Origin of the sequence: Dolichospermum flos-aquae CCAP 1403/13F (assembly GCF_012516395.1) — a bacterium.
GTDB classification, from domain to species: Bacteria; Cyanobacteriota; Cyanobacteriia; order Cyanobacteriales; family Nostocaceae; genus Dolichospermum; species Dolichospermum lemmermannii.
Window position 1 is genome coordinate 2,302,317 of record NZ_CP051206.1, and the last position, 17,848, is coordinate 2,320,164.

The 17,848-nt window shown below is 40.6% G+C and carries 10 protein-coding genes, 2 tRNA genes, 3 rRNA genes and 3 pseudogenes; 9 read left to right on the top strand and 9 right to left on the bottom strand.

The annotated features are described in order from the left end of the window. Positions 1-290 precede the first annotated feature (290 nt). Positions 291-401 (top strand): annotated as a pseudogene (locus tag HGD76_RS26255) (Tn3 family transposase); the annotation flags it as partial. Positions 402-492: 91 nt separating this feature from the next. Next, complete coding sequence (locus HGD76_RS25865; protein ID WP_267904359.1) at positions 493-621, top strand: hypothetical protein; 129 nt, start codon at positions 493-495, stop codon at positions 619-621. Between the two features lie 140 nt (positions 622-761). Here the strand turns inward: HGD76_RS25865 and HGD76_RS11385 are convergent. Both HGD76_RS11385 and HGD76_RS11390 read right to left on the bottom strand, forming a co-directional pair. Next, a pseudogene (locus HGD76_RS11385) lies at positions 762-1,332 on the bottom strand (transposase); the annotation flags it as partial. A 96-nt stretch (positions 1,333-1,428) separates the two neighbouring features. Continuing rightward, a pseudogene (locus HGD76_RS11390) lies at positions 1,429-1,590 on the bottom strand (helix-turn-helix domain-containing protein); the annotation flags it as partial. Between the two features lie 290 nt (positions 1,591-1,880). Between HGD76_RS11390 and HGD76_RS25355 the strand changes: the two are divergent. Then, entirely contained in the window at positions 1,881-2,042 is a 162-nt protein-coding gene (locus HGD76_RS25355; RefSeq protein WP_233467187.1) for a hypothetical protein, read from the top strand. A gap of 68 nt (positions 2,043-2,110) precedes the next feature. On the opposite strand, the gene rrf is transcribed toward HGD76_RS25355, so the two are convergent. From rrf to HGD76_RS11420, 5 genes are all read right to left on the bottom strand, one after another. After that, positions 2,111-2,228, bottom strand: a 5S ribosomal RNA gene (gene rrf, locus HGD76_RS11400). Between the two features lie 163 nt (positions 2,229-2,391). Further along, positions 2,392-5,223: ribosomal RNA gene (locus HGD76_RS11405) — 23S ribosomal RNA — on the bottom strand. A gap of 157 nt (positions 5,224-5,380) precedes the next feature. Further along, positions 5,381-5,453 (bottom strand) — tRNA-Ala (locus HGD76_RS11410). An 89-nt stretch (positions 5,454-5,542) separates the two neighbouring features. Next, positions 5,543-5,616: transfer RNA gene (locus HGD76_RS11415), tRNA-Ile, on the bottom strand. Between the two features lie 124 nt (positions 5,617-5,740). Next, positions 5,741-7,227, bottom strand: a 16S ribosomal RNA gene (locus HGD76_RS11420). The 16S, 23S and 5S rRNA genes sit together here with 2 tRNA genes alongside, the layout of an rRNA operon. A gap of 309 nt (positions 7,228-7,536) precedes the next feature. Here HGD76_RS11420 and glyQ point away from each other — a divergent pair. The 3 genes from glyQ to HGD76_RS11435 all read left to right on the top strand — a co-directional run bounded on the left by glyQ (position 7,537) and on the right by HGD76_RS11435 (position 11,570). Beyond that, entirely contained in the window at positions 7,537-8,415 is an 879-nt protein-coding gene (glyQ, locus tag HGD76_RS11425; protein WP_168695850.1) for a glycine--tRNA ligase subunit alpha, read from the top strand. A gap of 208 nt (positions 8,416-8,623) precedes the next feature. Continuing rightward, complete coding sequence (locus HGD76_RS11430; protein ID WP_168695851.1) at positions 8,624-9,109, top strand: DUF4079 domain-containing protein; 486 nt, start codon at positions 8,624-8,626, stop codon at positions 9,107-9,109. Between the two features lie 106 nt (positions 9,110-9,215). Beyond that, the gene (locus HGD76_RS11435; RefSeq protein WP_168695852.1) at positions 9,216-11,570 is read left to right on the top strand and encodes a ComEC/Rec2 family competence protein; all 2,355 of its coding nucleotides are present in this window, start codon (positions 9,216-9,218) and stop codon (positions 11,568-11,570) included. A 130-nt stretch (positions 11,571-11,700) separates the two neighbouring features. Here HGD76_RS11435 and HGD76_RS11440 read toward each other — a convergent pair whose 3' ends face one another. Continuing rightward, entirely contained in the window at positions 11,701-12,174 is a 474-nt protein-coding gene (locus HGD76_RS11440; RefSeq protein ID WP_168695853.1) for a TspO/MBR family protein, read from the bottom strand. Positions 12,175-12,331: 157 nt separating this feature from the next. Between HGD76_RS11440 and HGD76_RS11445 the strand changes: the two genes are divergently transcribed. The 3 genes from HGD76_RS11445 to HGD76_RS11455 all read left to right on the top strand — a co-directional run bounded on the left by HGD76_RS11445 (position 12,332) and on the right by HGD76_RS11455 (position 16,371). Continuing rightward, on the top strand, positions 12,332-13,609 hold the full coding sequence (locus HGD76_RS11445; RefSeq protein ID WP_168695854.1) for a glycosyltransferase: 1,278 nt from the start codon (positions 12,332-12,334) through the stop codon (positions 13,607-13,609). Between the two features lie 344 nt (positions 13,610-13,953). Beyond that, positions 13,954-15,087 (top strand): ISAs1-like element ISAsp2 family transposase, encoded by a 1,134-nt coding sequence (locus HGD76_RS11450; RefSeq protein ID WP_168694588.1) that lies wholly within the window; start codon positions 13,954-13,956, stop codon positions 15,085-15,087. Positions 15,088-15,447: 360 nt separating this feature from the next. Next, a complete protein-coding gene (locus HGD76_RS11455; RefSeq protein ID WP_168695855.1) occupies positions 15,448-16,371 on the top strand; it encodes a glycosyltransferase family 4 protein in 924 nt (307 codons plus the stop codon). A 38-nt stretch (positions 16,372-16,409) separates the two neighbouring features. Here HGD76_RS11455 and HGD76_RS11460 read toward each other — a convergent pair whose 3' ends face one another. Beyond that, positions 16,410-17,795 (bottom strand): cytochrome P450, encoded by a 1,386-nt coding sequence (locus HGD76_RS11460; protein WP_168695856.1) that lies wholly within the window; start codon positions 17,793-17,795, stop codon positions 16,410-16,412. Positions 17,796-17,848 lie beyond the last annotated feature (53 nt).

Genomic DNA, 17,848 nt, shown 5'->3' on the forward strand with positions numbered 1-17,848 from the left:
ACCTTAATCAAAATCTGAAAAAATGCGTGGTTTTTACCACCAAACCCCAAAAGAGTATTAATTATTAATTAATGCAAGATAGCAAATTATATACTTAATATTGTCCGCTTTATGTAAATTAAAAATTTGCAAGTAATATCAAAGGTTGTAGCTTTTTCCTTAGTCGTAATTTATATTTCTGTTACCGAAACTAGGTTGTTTCAGTGTCTCACTTACATAAATCTCTATCTTTTTCTGGATCATCTCATGACATCCTCAAATAAACTGTAATTTTAGCTACAGAATATTAGATGCTACTGCGTAAGTTGGGTAGCTATAGTCGGAAAAATCCTCTTGATCAAGCTTTTCGAGGGTTGGGTAAGGTGGTACGAACCATGCTTTTGCTGCTATTCTCTAGCGACAACAGTATATATGTACTATATTAAATCTGCATTGGTTTTTCTCTCGGTTTTTGATTATGAACAAATGCGCGAAGATTACGGGTGGTAAATCATGACTTCACAACAAGCCCAAAGTGTTGCTCAAGAATTAGGTGATATTCTCCCCAATGATGAGAAATTACAAGCAGAAATTCACCGATTGAACTTCTCGCGGCAGTCCCTACCCTCAATGTACCCATAGGGTAGGGGTTAGAGCGGGTTATTGTAGCGAAGCGAAAATCACCCAGGGCTATTTCATTTTAAATAATTGCTTGAGTGTGCTAAGACCAAAACAGGCAAATCTTTGTGCTTGAGCCATATTTTTAAAGTCATGAGAACGGTACTGCTTTGACGTAAATATTCCCCAGCAATATTACGCCAGTCCAGCTTATCTTTTGTATTTACGACGAGAACGATGATTAAGGTCAGGATGTTGATAAGGTATGTATAACGCCGAATCGTGGCGTAATTTGGAAATTATGTGTAACTTTACCTGTTCTATTTGAATCGGAAATGAGTGTCTTTGTTGAACACTTACTAATGATAATGTAAAAAAAGATAGACCCGATATTGGTTTACTTATTAGACTGGAAAAGAACCTATCTAATCCATAGGTTTTTTTCCCGGCTTTGCTTATTACTACTTCGTCTCCTGCCAACAACTAAACATCATTTGGGCAAAACAAATGCCGCCGAAAAAACACCCAGAACACCGTTGCCCACGGTATGACTGTCTGAAAAAATCTGATTACCGTCCGATAACTACCACCACTAAGCGTCCGACGTGATATTCCCAACATCGTTACTCGTCCGCTCATTGCTAACATGGCCATGATGATCTGACTCAACTGCCGCATAGTCGTCACTTTTATTTCTGGTAGCAGGCATTGCAGGAGTGTTAGGATATCAAACATGGGCTGTATGTGGTTTTCGAGTTTTTGTTTTGGAAGACTATAACTCTACTACATCAGCCCTCTCTCTTCATCCTCTTTTTTTGGCTACAGTATTGCCTCGTAGACTTGTTTCCAACCTGTTATTGAACCTAGTGACACGCCTAGAATTGTTTGAATTTCCTCATACAAGTAACCTTGATAAACCAGTTTGATTGCTAATCCTTTCCTCACCTCACGGGCATTTGCATTTTGAGCTATAAACTCCTGTAGTTCGGCGATGACTTCACCCACCACTGGCATCCCCTGTTCTAAATCCTGCTTTATCATTGTTTTCCTTTAGACTTGCACACCCTCTCCGTATTATCTCTTGGTTTTTTTCAAAAATCAAATATTATTCCTATATTCAAGCGCTAGATTATAATAAACAGGGTTTAGAAGTTGCCCAAAAAATTGGTTATAGAACTCAAGAAGCTTGGGGAACTTGTAATGTTGGCAAAACTTTAATGCGGATGAATCGGTATCAATAAGCAGAGCAACATTTACAATTAGCTTTAAGTATTTTCAGGGAAATGGAATGTCGTCGAGCGGAATCTGAGGTACTAGAAGCTCTATCAGAATTATATCAAAACATGAATCTTGATAATTTATCTTCTCAGTGCTATGAACAAGCTTTAGCAATTACGCAAGAATTAGGAGTTACTATTATCAATCCCACCAGTAGAAAATTATAACAAAAGCTGTACTGCAAAAACAAAACCCCCTCTAAAAGAATAGAGGAGGTAATGTTGTTAAATAATAAACCTGGCATCGAGCTATTTTCACGGAGGGCTACCCCTAAACTATCGTCGCCGCAGCAGCGTTTCACCTCTGAGTTCGGGAAGGGATCAGTGTGGTTCCACCGCGCCATAGACACCAGGAAAGAATTAAAAATTAAAAATTCAGAATTAAAAATTAATTACCGATTTTTAACTTAGGGTATTCACAACCCTGAAGACTGCAAAAAGAACGAGAATCAACAGTGATAATTAACCACCAAAAACCTTCATTTTTAATTTTTAATTATCAATTTTTAATTGAATAGAGGTCAAGCCCTCGGTCTATTAGTACCCCTCAGCTTCATACATTACTGTACTTCCACTTAGAGCCTATTAACGGGTGTTCTGCCCGTGACCTTACCTACAAATTGTAGTGAGAGTACTCATCTTGAGGTGGGCTTCCCACTTAGATGCTTTCAGCGGTTATCCTCTCCGCACTTGGCTACCCAGCGTTTACTGTTGGTACAATAACTGGTACACCAGCGGTGCGTTCCTCCCGGTCCTCTCGTACTAAGGAGGACTCCTCTCAATACTCTTGCGCCTGCACCGGATATGGACCGAACTGTCTCACGACGTTCTGAACCCAGCTCACGTACCGCTTTAATGGGCGAACAGCCCAACCCTTGGGACGTACTTCCGCCCCAGGTTGCGATGAGCCGACATCGAGGTGCCAAACCTCCCCGTCGATGTGGACTCTTGGGGGAGATCAGCCTGTTATCCCTAGAGTAACTTTTATCCGTTGAGCGACGGCCATTCCACTCTGCGCCGTCGGATCACTAAAGCCTACTTTCGTACCTGCTCGACTTGTCAGTCTTGCAGTCAAGCTCCCTTTTGCTTTTACACTCGTCGCACGGTTTCCAAGCGTGCTGAGGGAACCTTTGCGCGCCTCCGTTACCTTTTAGGAGGCGACCGCCCCAGTCAAACTGCCCACCTGAAACTGTTCCCCAACCGGCTGACGGTCGTGGGTTAGAATTCTAGCTTCGCCAGAGTGGTATCTCACCGTTAGCTCCCTATTCCCCAAAAGGAATAGTTCACCGCTTCCCACCTATCCTGCGCAAGCGAAGCCCGAACACAATTCCAGGCTACAGTAAAGCTTCATAGGGTCTTTCTGTCCAGGTGCAGGCAGTCCGTATCTTCACAGACATTCCTATTTCGCCGAGTCTCTCTCTGAGACACCATCCAGATCGTTACGCCTTTCGTGCGGGTCGGAACTTACCCGACAAGGAATTTCGCTACCTTAGGACCGTTATAGTTACGGCCGCCGTTCACCGGGGCTTCAGTCGCCAGCTTTACTTTCGCTGACCAGCTTCCTTAACCTTCCGGCACTGGGCAGGCGTCAGCCCCCATACGTCCTCTTGCGAGTTGGCGGAGACCTGTGTTTTTGGTAAACAGTCGCCTGGATCTCTTCACTGCGACCCACGTCTGAGGTGGGCACCCCTTCTCCCGAAGTTACGGGGCCATTTTGCCGAGTTCCTTAGAGAGAGTTATCTCGCGCCCCTTGGTATTCTCAACCTCCCTACCTGTGTCGGTTTCGGGTACGGGTGTTCTATCTTCATCACATAGCGAGCTTTTCTTGGCACTATCCTTCACCACTCGGAGTTCGTAAACTCCTCCCAAACCAATCAGGGTATGGCTATCTTTGATGCGTCCCTCTCTATGCTCCCACAGAACAGTAAGTGACTATTGACACTTTGTCCATCGACTACGCCCTTCGGCCTCGCCTTAGGTCCCGACTAACCCAGAGTGGACGAACCTGGCTCTGGAACCCTTAGGGTTTCGGGGTGTATGATTCTCACATACATTTGCGCTACTCAAGCCGACATTCTCACTTCCGTTTCGTCCACAGCTGCTCGCCGCTACTGCTTCAACCTACGACGGAACGCTCCCCTACCGATTAATAATTTAATATCAATCCCACAGCTTCGGTACATCGCTTAGCCCCGTTCATTTTCGGCGCAAGATCGCTTGACTAGTGAGCTATTACGCACTCTTTCAAGGGTGGCTGCTTCTAGGCAAACCTCCTAGTTGTCTAGGCAATCTCACCTCCTTTATCACTTAGCGATGATTTGGGGACCTTAGCTGGTGGTCTGGGCTGTTTCCCTCTTGACAATGAAGCTTATCCCCCACTGTCTCACTGGCAATGTCTTCTTCTGGGTATTCTGAGTTTGTCTCGATTTGGTACCGGTCTCCCAGCCCGCACCGAAACAGTGCTTTACCCCCCAAATTTAATCATTACCGCTGCGCCTCAACACATTTCGGGGAGAACCAGCTAGCTCCTGGTTCGATTGGTATTTCACCCCTAACCACACCTCATCCGCTGATTTTTCAACATCAGTCGGTTCGGACCTCCACTTGGTGTTACCCAAGCTTCATCCTGGACATGGTTAGATCACCAGGGTTCGGGTCTATAAACACTGATTTAACGCCCTATTCAGACTCGGTTTCCCTTTGGCTCCAGCATTCTCGCTTTAACCTACCAGTGCCTATAAGTCGCCGGCTCATTCTTCAACAGGCACGCGGTCATCCGTTAAATCGGACTCCCACTGCTTGTAAGCTTATGGTTTCATGTTCTATTTCACTCCCCTTCCGGGGTTCTTTTCACCTTTCCCTCGCGGTACTTGTTCACTATCGGTCACACAGTAGTATTTAGCCTTACGAGGTGGTCCTCGCTGATTCACATGGAATTCCTCGTGCTCCATGCTACTCGGGATTCAGCTACTATCCTTTGACTTTCAACTACGGGACTTTCACCCCCTCTGGTACAGTATTTAGCTGTTTCGTCTAATCTCTAGATTCGATATTGCTGTCCCACGACCCCAGAAGATAAATCCTCTGGTTTAGGCTCTTCCCCTTTCGCTCACCACTACTGAGGGAATCTCTAGTTTGATTTCTCTTCCTCCAGCTACTAAGATGTTTCAGTTCGCTGGGTTGGCTCTTTCCTGTCTATATATTCAACAGGTAGTACATAGGGTTGCCCCATTCGGACATTTCCGGCTCAAAGTTTGCTTCCAACTCCCCGGAACATTTCGTCGGTAACCACGTCCTTCATCGCCTCTGTGTGCCTAGGTATCCACCATTAGCCCTTATTAACTTGACCACATTTCTTTTTGTCTGCTTTGATGAAACATTCTCATGTTTCACGTCTGCGCTGCTAATTCTCGTTCTCTTATGCAGTTTTCAAGGTTCTGGCTGGAATTTAACCCAGCAGTCAAAAACTATCATCAATAGTTTCAGTTGCTGTCTTTTTCCAAATGTGGAGGTTAGCGGACTCGAACCGCTGACATCCTGCTTGCAAAGCAGGCGCTCTACCAACTGAGCTAAACCCCCAAAAACAATTAAAAATTGATAATTAAAAATTAAAAACAAACATATTCTGCATTTTTAATTCTTAATTTTGCATTTTTAATTGGTTCAGGTGGGCCATCCTGGACTCGAACCAGGGACCTCACCCTTATCAGGGGTGCGCTCTAACCACCTGAGCTAATAGCCCTTATCGAACCAAATCATAGTTTGAAAGCTTTACTTCAAGTCTGCGACCGACCTAGGTTAGACCAATTTAGGCTCTATTAGCAATTTTCATTGCTTTCAAGTTCTAAATGGATTAGGTCTCCCTAAAAGGAGGTGATCCAGCCACACCTTCCGGTACGGCTACCTTGTTACGACTTCACCCCAGTCATCAGTCCTACCTTAGGCATCCCCCTCCAAAAGGTTGGGGTAACGACTTCGGGCGTGACCAACTTCCATGGTGTGACGGGCGGTGTGTACAAGGCCCGGGAACGAATTCACTGCAGTATGCTGACCTGCAATTACTAGCGATTCCTCCTTCACGAAGGCGAGTTGCAGCCTTCGATCTGAACTGAGCTCCGGTTTATGAGATTCGCATCACATCGCTGTGTAGCTGCCCTTTGTCCGGAGCATTGTAGTACGTGTGTAGCCCAAGACGTAAGGGGCATGCTGACTTGACGTCATCCCCACCTTCCTCCGGTTTGTCACCGGCAGTCTCTCTAGAGTGCCCAACTTAATGCTGGCAACTAAAAACGAGGGTTGCGCTCGTTGCGGGACTTAACCCAACATCTCACGACACGAGCTGACGACAGCCATGCACCACCTGTGTTCACGCTCCCTAAGGCACTTCCATCTTTCAACGGAATTCGTGACATGTCAAGTCTTGGTAAGGTTCTTCGCGTTGCATCGAATTAAACCACATACTCCACCGCTTGTGCGGGCCCCCGTCAATTCCTTTGAGTTTCACAGTTGCCTGCGTACTCCCCAGGCGGGATACTTAACGCGTTAGCTACGGCACAGCTCGGGTCGATACGAGCTACGCCTAGTATCCATCGTTTACGGCTAGGACTACTGGGGTATCTAATCCCATTCGCTCCCCTAGCTTTCGTCCCTCAGTGTCAGTTTTGGCCTAGCAGAGCGCCTTCGCCACCGGTGTTCTTCCTGATATCTACGCATTTCACCGCTACACCAGGAATTCCCTCTGCCCCGACCATACTCTAGCTTTGTAGTTTCCACTGCTTTGATCTGGTTGAGCCAGACTCTTTAACAGCAGACAAACAATGCCACCTGCGGACCCTTTACGCCCAATCATTCCGGATAACGCTTGCATCCTCCGTATTACCGCGGCTGCTGGCACGGAGTTAGCCGATGCTTATTCCTCAGGTACCGTCATTTTTTTCTTCCCTGAGAAAAGAGGTTTACAACCCAAGAGCCTTCCTCCCTCACGCGGTATTGCTCCGTCAGGCTTTCGCCCATTGCGGAAAATTCCCCACTGCTGCCTCCCGTAGGAGTCTGGGCCGTGTCTCAGTCCCAGTGTGGCTGATCATCCTCTCAGACCAGCTACTGATCGTCGCCTTGGTGCGCCTTTACCACACCAACTAGCTAATCAGACGCAAGCTCTTCTTCAGGCAGCAAGCCTTTCACCTCTCGGCACATTCGGTATTAGCCACCGTTTCCAGTGGTTGTCCCCAACCTGAAGGTAGATTCTTACGCGTTACTCACCCGTCCGCCACTATCTCCGAAGAGACCGTTCGACTTGCATGTGTTAAGCATACCGCCAGCGTTCATCCTGAGCCAGGATCAAACTCTCCATTTTGGTTCGTCTGTTATCAGCTCTTTCAACCGTTTTTACAACCACGGTCAGGTTATTTTCTTTTTCTGACGCAGGTTACTTGTTGTATTCTGGCTTTCAAACTATAATGTTTTCAAGGTTCGGTGCGACTTAGGCGTGGCGTTTTTCTCGCTTCGCTTCAGGCACTTATTTAATATATCGAACCTGCTTTGGTTTGTCAACTACTTTTTCAAACTATTTTGGAATTTGTTTTTTATTCGCCTGAAAACTGCTTACTATGCTGGGTTTAGTCCACAATAGGTTAGGAATTGTTGACTCAAGGAAGAGTAGATAGTGAATTTTCAGTCGGTAATAGCGGTATTGCATCAGTTTTGGGGACAGCGTGGCTGCTTGATTGCCCAGCCCTATGATATGGAGAAGGGCGCGGGTACTAAGAATCCCCATACTTTTTTGAGGGCTTTGGGTCCTGAACCTTGGGCTGTGGCTTATGTTGAACCTTGTCGTCGTCCTACTGATGGACGTTATGGCGAAAATCCGAATCGGTTTCAGCATTATTATCAATATCAGGTTTTGATTAAGCCTTCACCGGATGATATTCAGGAAATTTATCTGGATTCTTTACGGGCATTAGGGATTCGTCCTGAAGACCACGATATTCGGTTTGTGGAGGATAATTGGGAAGATGCGACGGTGGGGGCTTGGGGTACTGGCTGGGAAGTTTGGTTAGATGGGATGGAAATTACTCAATTTACCTATTTCCAGCAATGTGGCGGTATTGATTGCCGTCCTGTATCTATTGAGATTACTTATGGGTTGGAGCGATTGGTGATGTATCTCCAGCAGGTTGAGGCTATTACTAAGATTCAGTGGACGGATAACATTACTTATGGTGATGTTCATCTTCAGGGTGAGATTGAACAGTGTACTTATAATTTTGAAGCGTCGGATCCTGAGATGTTGCTGACTTTGTTTGGTTTATATGAGCAGGAAGCTACTCAATTAACTGAGCGAGGTTTGGTTTTACCTAGTTTGGATTATGTGATTAAGTGTTCTCATGCTTTTAATTTGCTTGATGCCAGAGGGGTAATTTCGGTGACGGAACGGACTCGTTACATTACCAGGATTCGACATTTGGCTAGAAAGGTGGCTCATTTATATGTTGAGCAAAGGGAAAAGTTAGGTTTTCCGTTGCTGAAAGATACCGTAAGATAAGATTTTTGGCGTTGCCTAATTGAAGTATGAATAAGCTCACGCAAAGGCGCAAAGTCGCAAAGGTAAGAGTTTTAAACATGAAAGCCAAAGAATTCATATTTAAATATGGCTTCGTCACGCAGGCTATCAGCAACGCCAAGTTTTTCACCCCTCCAGTGTAGGAGGGAGGGTTGCAGATGTTGATTTTACAAATAGTGGTGTGTGTCAGATGATAAATGTAAGTGCAGTTTTAGAACCAATTGCAGGTTGGTTTCGTTGTCTAGGTGTTCCTGAAGCGGTTGTGCATTGGGGACATCCAGCAATGATGGGAATTGTGATTTTTGTGGTAGGGACTTTTGTGGGGGTGACGGGTTGGCGCGGAAAGTTGCTGGAGGGGAAGGATAAGGATGCAGCTATTCAAAGCCGTAATGCTCATCGTCAATTAGCTCCTTGGTTATTTGTATTTTTGGCAGGTGGCTATACTGGTGGGATTTTATCTTTAGTGATGCAGCAAAAACCACTGTTTGAAAGTCCTCATTTTTGGACGGGTTCACTGGTACTAATACTGTTGTTAATTAATGGTGTAATTTCTCTAAGTGGATTTTTTGGAAATAAAGCTGGTTTGCGTGCAGTTCATGCTTATTTAGGGTCTACAACTCTTTTGATTATGTTTGTTCATGCTGTATTAGGGTTAAATTTAGGCATTTCTTTGTGATGTTATTATTGCCAAAGTCACCAAAGATAAATTATATCTTTCCAAAGCAAGTTAAATATTGATGCTATATTTTCTGGTTTGGGCGCTTTGGCAATTATTTTGATTTATGATGCAGACGAGTGGAATAATTATCTGTCTTAGTTATATTTTGGGTTTGCTATTTACCGCAATTCCCTGGGGCGGTATATGGATTTTGCTATTGGGTGTGGTGGGAGCGGTTTTGTTTCGCCGCATATATGCTAATTTGCGGCAATTTGCTCTCAAAAAAGAAAATGCCGTTACGAAACAGAAAACAGTAGTTAATAACTGGGCAGGTACTCCCCATCCTAGAATATGGTTAATAGCTGGTGTGGTGGGTTTTTTGGCTACTGTTTATTTACAATTCCGAGTCCCTCAACCGGGAATCAAAGATATTAGTCAATTTGCGGCTGGGGATAATAGTAATCTTGAACAATTGGTAATTGTACGCGGTTTGGTGGATAGTAATCCCCGGATAACTCGTAGTCAACGGGGACAATTTTGGTTAGCAGTGACTCAGTTGGATGAAGTTAAGAGTGTTACAGGATCTCTAGGGAGTAGCAAGGGGGTGACGGGTAGGTTATATGTGACTGTACCGATACTCCAATCTACTGGGTTATATCCTGGACAACAAATTGCGGTGACTGGATTTTTGTATAAACCGACTGCGGCTTCCAATCCTGGTGGGTTTGATTTTCAGAAATATCTGCGGCAGGAGGGGACCTTTGCGGGTTTAATTGGTAGACAGATTAATATTCTTGATGATGAACGTCCTTGGGGATGGTGGCAAGTTCGTGAGAAAATTGGGCGATCGCAAACTCGGTTATTGGGTGTTCCTGAGGGTCCGCTTGTGAGTGCGATGGTTTTAGGTAGTAAGGCTGTTGATTTACCTTATGATATCCGGGATTTATTTGTCAGGACTGGTTTAGCTCCTGCTTTGGCTGCATCTGGGTTTCAAACTTCTCTAATTTTAGGTGTAGTTTTACAGCTAACAAGACGTACAAATAAAGCGACGCAGATTACCCTGGGTGGCTTGAGTTTAATTGTGTTTTTGTTTTTAGTAGGTTTTGAACCTGCGGTGTTAAGAGCGGAAATTATGGGTTTTGCGGCTTTGCTGGGTTTGGCTTTGGAAAGAAATGTTAAGCAGTTGGGGTCTTTGTTAATAGCGGCTACTTTATTATTGTTGTTTAATCCTTTGTGGATTTGGAATTTAGGTTTTCAATTGAGTTTTTTAGCGACTTTGGGATTGGTTGTCACTGCATCATCTATTACTCAACGTTTAGATTGGCTACCTCCTGCGATCGCTTCTTTAATTTCTGTACCTTTAGCAGCTACAATTTGGACTTTACCTCGATTGCTGGATTTTGCTTGTGTGATTATAGTTTATAGTGTGCCTCTCAATATTTTGACGACACCATTTATTTCTGTGATTAGTATTGGGGGAATGATTAGCGGTTTGGTAAGTTTAATTTCACCAGAGTTAGGTGGCACTTTAGCCAGTTTTTTATATTATCCCACCCATTGGTTAATTCAAATGGTGGAATTTTTCGATCATTTACCAGGAAGCCAGATACCAGTTGGTAGTATATCAATTTGGCAAATGTTGACTATCTATCTTTTAATTATTTTAGTTTGGTTAGTCCGGTGGTGGCAAAAACGTTGGTGGTTTGCAGGTTTAATTGCAGTTGTTTTGATACTTGTTCCTAGTTGGCATTCTGCTAATAATTTGGTGAGAATTACTTTGTTAGATACTAAAAATGAACCTGTTTTAGTAATTCAAGATCGGGGGAATATTACGGTCATTAATGGGGGGAATGAAGGGACTGGTAGATTTACTATTTTACCATTTTTAAGGCAGCAAGGAATAAATCAAATTAATTGGGCGATCGCTAGTAAGTTTCCTGGTTATACCAATGATGCTTGGTTGGAAATTATGCAAAGTTTACCAATTAAGAATTTATATGAATATACTCCTAAGTTAGCAGACAATATTGGAAATCAATTACTACAAAAGGAACTTCAAAAACAGCAAGGAATCTATCAGAATTTAGCAGTTGGTCAATCTATAAATAATCCGACAATCACAGCACAATTAATTAATGATCAAGTACCAATTTTAAAGTTACAAATTTTTAATCAGAATTGGTTATTGGTAGGAAATATTAAGTCTCAACAAATTGCAGAATTGATTAAGAGTGGGGATTTATCTTCTCCCCAGGTGTTGTGGTGTCCATCAGAATCTTTACAGGATTTAGTTTTAGCACTCAAACCACAAATAGCGATTGCTCCTGCTAATAATCTAGATAGTAAAGTATTATCTTCTTTGAGTAAAGGAGAAACAAAACTTTTCTCGACTGGCAAAGATGGTGCAATTCAATGGACACCCAATGGGAATTTTCAAACTTTCATTCAGACGACAGAAAATAAATCTTCTGTTTTGTAATAAATCTTGATTTTGTTTCGCGCAAAGACGCTAAGGAGCAAAGACGCAAAGGAAGAAAGAGCAAAGAATAGAATATAATCTATTATCAAAAGTTGAAAGTCAAACACAAAGAGACTTTCAACTTTTCTGCTTAAGCATCTTGGGGATTAAGACGACTCATTTGCCATGTGGTGTATGTACCTATGGGACTCCAAAGTAAATAGGGCAATAATAGTAATGCTGCCCAGAAGGATACTGATAAGACTGCAAGTGTGATTAACAGACAAATGAGTAATCCTGTACCACCGAGGATTGTACCAGCGATGAGACTGCGAAAACGTAACATTACAGGGCTGTAAGCTATAGTAAATATCTCTAGTAGTAGGTACAAACCCATCATTAAACGGGTTATATCAGTATTTGGGCTGTGTTCCCAAATGATGTAAGCTGACCAAGCACCACAGATAAAAATTATAGTCCAAATCAGGGGAATTGCTGATTCAAAGGTTAACCATTTGGGTCTTTGTAAATGCCGAAACCATTGACTCTGGTTGGGTGTAATCCAGTTACCGATAAAGCCTACTAAGAATGCGATACTGCCAATTATCATCCAAGATTTAATCATTATTTCCTTAGTGTTGACTTCGGGGAAAGTCTGACGCAATGATATTACACTAATAAAGTATTATGAACATAGATCCAAACCTACTACAGTGATCTGCGTTGAATCTATGGGGCAGTTTTCTGGTATATATCATTATAAATAAGGAGAAAACACGATTATGACTCATTATGGCTTAATGTGTCCCGCCTCAACTGGACATTGGAACACAATACTACCTCTGGGAAAAGAACTACAACAGCGTGGACATCGTGTTACCTTAATTGGTATTCCTGATGCCCAATCCAAAGCACAAGCAGCCGGTTTAGAATTTAAAGTTATTGGTGAATCTGAATGTCCCCTGGGTTCAGCAAAAGCATCTTTTGATAAATTAGGAGAATTAAGCGGACAGAAAGCACTAAAATATACCATCTCTATTTTTAGAGATATTACTAATGTTACCTTCAGGGATGCCCCAACAGCTATCAAGGACGCAGGTATAGAAGCACTATTAATAGATCAAACTATGTCCTATGGAGGGACTATTGCAGATGTTTCTGGTCTTCCTTTTATTACTGTTTGTAGTGCTGTAGTTTTAAATCGAGAGCCAAGTGTTCCCCCCTTCATGACAAATTGGTCTTATAGTCCAGCTTTGTGGGCAAAACTGCGTAATAAATTAGGTTATAAATTATTAAATCGGGCTACTCGACCTATCACAGAATTAATAGAAAGCTATCGTCGAGATAAAAATTTACCTGCATACTTTGACCCAAATCAACGTTATTCTCAACTAGCTCAAATTAGTCAACAACCTGCGGAATTAGAATTTCCTCGACAAAATTTACCTAATTGCTTTCATTTTACCGGACCATATCATAGTGCAACTGGTAGGGAAGTTGCTGATTTTCCCTTTGATAAATTAACAGGACAACCCTTAATTTATGCTTCAATGGGAACTTTACAAAATCGGTTGTTACCAGTTTTCCAGAATATTGCTGCAGCTTGTCAAGAGTTGGATGCACAATTAGTAATTTCTTTGGGTGGTTCGGCTAATCCTGAAGTTCTCGAAGGAATAGCAGGAAATCCTTTAGTGGTTCGTTATGCACCACAATTACAATTATTGGAAAAAGCAGATTTAACTATTACTCATGCAGGAATGAATACCACATTGGAATGTTTAACGAATGGTGTACCAATGGTAGCTATTCCCATTGCTAATGACCAACCAGGAGTAGCTTCGCGGATAGTTTGGTCAGGATGTGGGGAAGCTATTCCTGTGAAAAAAGTTAATGTTACTAATTTGCGGACTGCTATTAAAAAGGTGTTGACGGAAGATTCTTATCAAAAGAATGCTGCTAGGTTACAAGCAGCAATTCAGAAATCAGGGGGAACAAAGCGAGCAATTGATATTGTCGAACAGGCTGTATCTACTGGTAAGCCTGTTTTATCTCAGAAATAACTGGTTTTCAAAAATAACAATAGAAAAAAAGGAAATAAAATAATATGGACTGGAACAATAACTCAATTGTAATTTATTCCAATTTTCCATTTCATGTAGAAGATTGGTCTCCTCTTTCTGTTAATAAAGGCATTGGTGGAAGCGAAGAAGCAGGGGAAACGCATCTAATTTTTTTTGACAAAATGTAACTTCTATGAATAGATAAAAAGGGCAGTATTACCATGTTAATATCAAGCCAATAAATGAGTATGAAGAAAATTTGATGGTAAATTCGTTTCTATAAGAATCAATAAAATGAGTTGAAGTGGTATTCTCAATAAAACTAAAGAGACAAAATTCACAAAATGAAGCTACCACCAAAAATCACAATAGTAGATCACTTTAAAGATTTAGAAGATAAAAGAGTTGAGAGAACAAAAAGGCATAAATTAATAGATATAGTAACCATTGCGATTTGTGCAGTGATCTGTGGAGTAGATAGTTGGGTATTGATGGAGGCTTATGGAAAAAAGAAAGAAAAATGGCTAAAACAATTTTTAGAACTTCCAAACGGGATTCCATCTCATGATACATTCGCCAGAGTATTTGCGAGAATAGATCCGCAACAATTTCAGAATTGTTTTTTGAGTTGGATAAAATCTATCAATAAAATTACAGAAGGAGAAGTCATAGCAATAGATGGGAAAACATTAAGGCATTCATATGATAAAGGAAAGGATAAAGGTGCGATTCACATGGTAAGTGCATGGGCAACTAGTAATAAATTAGTATTAGGACAATGTAAAGTAGAAGAAAAGTCAAATGAAATAACAGCCATACCGGAATTAATTAAAGTATTAGATATAGCCGGATGTTTAGTAACGATTGATGCGATGGGGTGTCAAAAAGAGATAGTAAAATCAATTGCAGAAAAATCAGGCGAATATATTATCGCACTCAAAAAGAATCAAGGTAATTTATATAAGAATGTAGAAGAAATCTTCAAAGAAGCTATATCTAAAGGGTTTGAGGGATTCAAATATAGTGAATTTCATACAAAAGAAGACAAACATGGAAGAGAAGAGATTCGTCATTATCTCATGTTATCAGACATAGAAGAAAGAATAGATACTGATAAGAAATGGGTAAATCTTCAAAGTGTAGGAATGGTAGAATATATACGAAAAGTTAATGGAAAAACGAAGGTTGAGACAGGCTATTATATAAGTAGTTTGACAAATAATGCGAAATTACTAGGAGAATCAGTCCGCACTCATTGGGGTATAGAGAATTCATTACACTGGGTTTTAGATGTAGCTTTTAGAGAAGATGATTGTCGGATAAGAAAGGATAATGCACCACAAAACTTTGCAGTTATTCGTCATATAGCAGTTAATCTTTTAGGAAAAGAAAAAAGCCAAAAACTAGGAACTAAAAGTAAGCAGTTTTGTGCAGGATGGGATGATGAATATTTAGAGAAGATTTTAGAATGTATCTGATAAAAATCAGAAAATATAGACAAATATAAATATAACCAATTTATTTTTCTGTTGATTCTACAATAGAATCTATATTTTTGATGCCAAAAAATATAGATATTAATATATAGAACTGAACAAAATAAATCCATCATTAAAAATAAATAATTACTCTAAATTTATGAAATTTTTATAATTTTAATAAAGGAATTTATCAGATTTTGAATGAAGTTAGATATTTTCCCATATTGATGCACTAATATAGTATTCTGTCAAGATAATTTAGATGCGTTTCCCCTGAGCGAAGAAGCGATAATTTATTTAAGTCAAGAATTAGTAAATTTAGGTTATAAAGTCACAGTCTTTAATAGATGTGGTGAAATGGAAGGAGAATATAATGGTGTAATTTATCAGAATGTTGATAAATTTAATCCCCAAGATAACTTTAATGTCTTAATCTTTCATCGTACTTGGAAACAACCGATGCAGATGAAGGTCAATGCTAAAAAAATTGCTGTTTGGATGCACGACAATCCACACTTATTTCCTATAATAGAAGAATCTGACCATGCAGAATTTTTAGGAAGTTTTGACAAGATATTTATGCTGTCAAATTTTCATAAAGCTATGCTACCAGATTGGATACCTGAAGATAAAATATTTTTAACAACTAATGGTATTAATCTAGAAGATTTCAATTTAACAGAAATTCCTAGAAATCCCAAAAGACTAATTTCGATTAGTGATTATACAAGAGGCATCGAAAATTTGCTGCTGCAATGGGACAAGGTTCTTAAAGAAGTCCCGGATGTGGAATTACATATTTTTTATGGTTGGCAAGGAATTGATGCACTAATTAATTCACCTTATATTGAGAGATTTCCCCAATTACCAGATGAAAAGAAGCGAATCATGGAACTGTTCAACCAGAAAAATGTTTATGAATATGGCAGAATTGGACATAAGCAGTTAGTTGAGGAACTATTTAAATCAGGTATTTGGGTTTATCCTTGTCATACTGCTGCGGAGATTTTTTGTATTAGTGCGTGGAAAGCCCAAGCTGCTGGTTGTGTTCCTGTGGTGACAACTTATGCAGGTTTAGAAGAAACTGTGAAGTCAGGTGTTAGAATTAAAGGGATTGCGGGAGATGAAGAAACTAATAATACTTTTATTGAAGCAGTAATAGACTTGCTGCAAAATCCTGAAAAACAAGAACCTCTGAGACAGGAAGCGTTATCTCTCAGAGATTCTTTTGGTTGGGATAAAGTTGCTAAACAATGGCATGAGGAATTTATTTTAGATTAACTAAAAATGTGTGCGTTAGTTAAGATTAAAAACATCAACTAACGCGCTTTTTCTAGAACTGGCTGATTTTTCTCTCTTTTCCCCTTCACAATCATTTTCACACCCCCACCTGTACCCAATAAAGCCCCCTTCCGTGCCGGTTGTACTGGTTGAGTATCAGCCAATTCCATATTCCAATTAGACAACACATTTGCTAATACCAATTTCATTTCAAATAAAGCAAAAGCCATGCCGATACAGCGACGATTTCCACCACCAAAAGGGACAAATTCAGCAGGAGAAAATTGCCGTTCTAAAAAACGCTCTGGTTTAAACTGTTTAGAATCAGGATATAAATCTTCTCGATGATGAGTTAGATAAATACAAGGAACTACAATAGTTCCTGCTTCTAAATTATAACCCATCAATTCAAAAGGTGATTTTACCAATCTATTTAAAGCCAACATGGCCACCGGATACATTCGCAATGTTTCTGAACAAACAGCATTTAAATAGGGTAATTTAAAAATCTCATTCGCATCTGGATTTTCACCTAAATTATCCAATTCTTGCAATAATTTTGCTCGTACCTGTGGGACATGATTAATCCAATAAAGCGCCCATGTTAAAGAAGTTGCAGTAGTTTCATGACCAGCTATCAATAAAGTAATCAATTCATCTCGTAATTCAACATCACTCATAGGTTGACCATTTTCATCTCTAGCAGCCATCATCAAAGATAATATATCACTGCGAGATGAATCGGGTTTTTCTTGACGTTCCTTAATTTCCGCATAGATAACTTCGTCAATTTCAGCTTTTAACTGTAAGAATTTGTGCCAAGGACTCCACGCACCTAAATCCTTTTGCAAGAAGGGAAAAACTAACATCATGGCTCGCAAAAAAGGTTTTTCAGGATTGAGAATTTTCAATAGTAATGTCTTCAATTGCTCATAACGTGAGCCATCCTGTAAACCAAATACAGCTTTTAAAATCACTTCAAAAGAGATTTCTTGCATAGAATAAAGGATATTAAATGTTTGTCCAATTTGCCATTTATTAGTAACTTGCTGAGTAATTTCGCTAATTAAATCACCATAAGCCAACATTCTTTCTCCATGTAAAGGAGGAGTTAATAATTTACGTTGACGTTGATGAGGTTTCCCTTCTAATGCTAATAAAGATTGTCTTCCCAATAAAGGGGATTGAACTCCTGCTGGTTCACCAGAATCTAACTGTTTGGTATCTGTGGTGAAAATCTGTTGAATCCCTTGGGGGTTGCTAATAAATATCTGCGGAGTGAAAACTGGACCAACTCTCAAAGTAAAAATATCACCATAGTTTTTAGCACATTCTTCCATATATCCCAAAGGATCTTTTAACCATTGATATGTCTGTATCCAAGGGTGGGTTTTTGGTCCATCAGGTAGTTTTAAATTAGACATTTTGATGAATTTCCTATGATTACAAATTAAATGAATATCGGGTAGGTAATGAA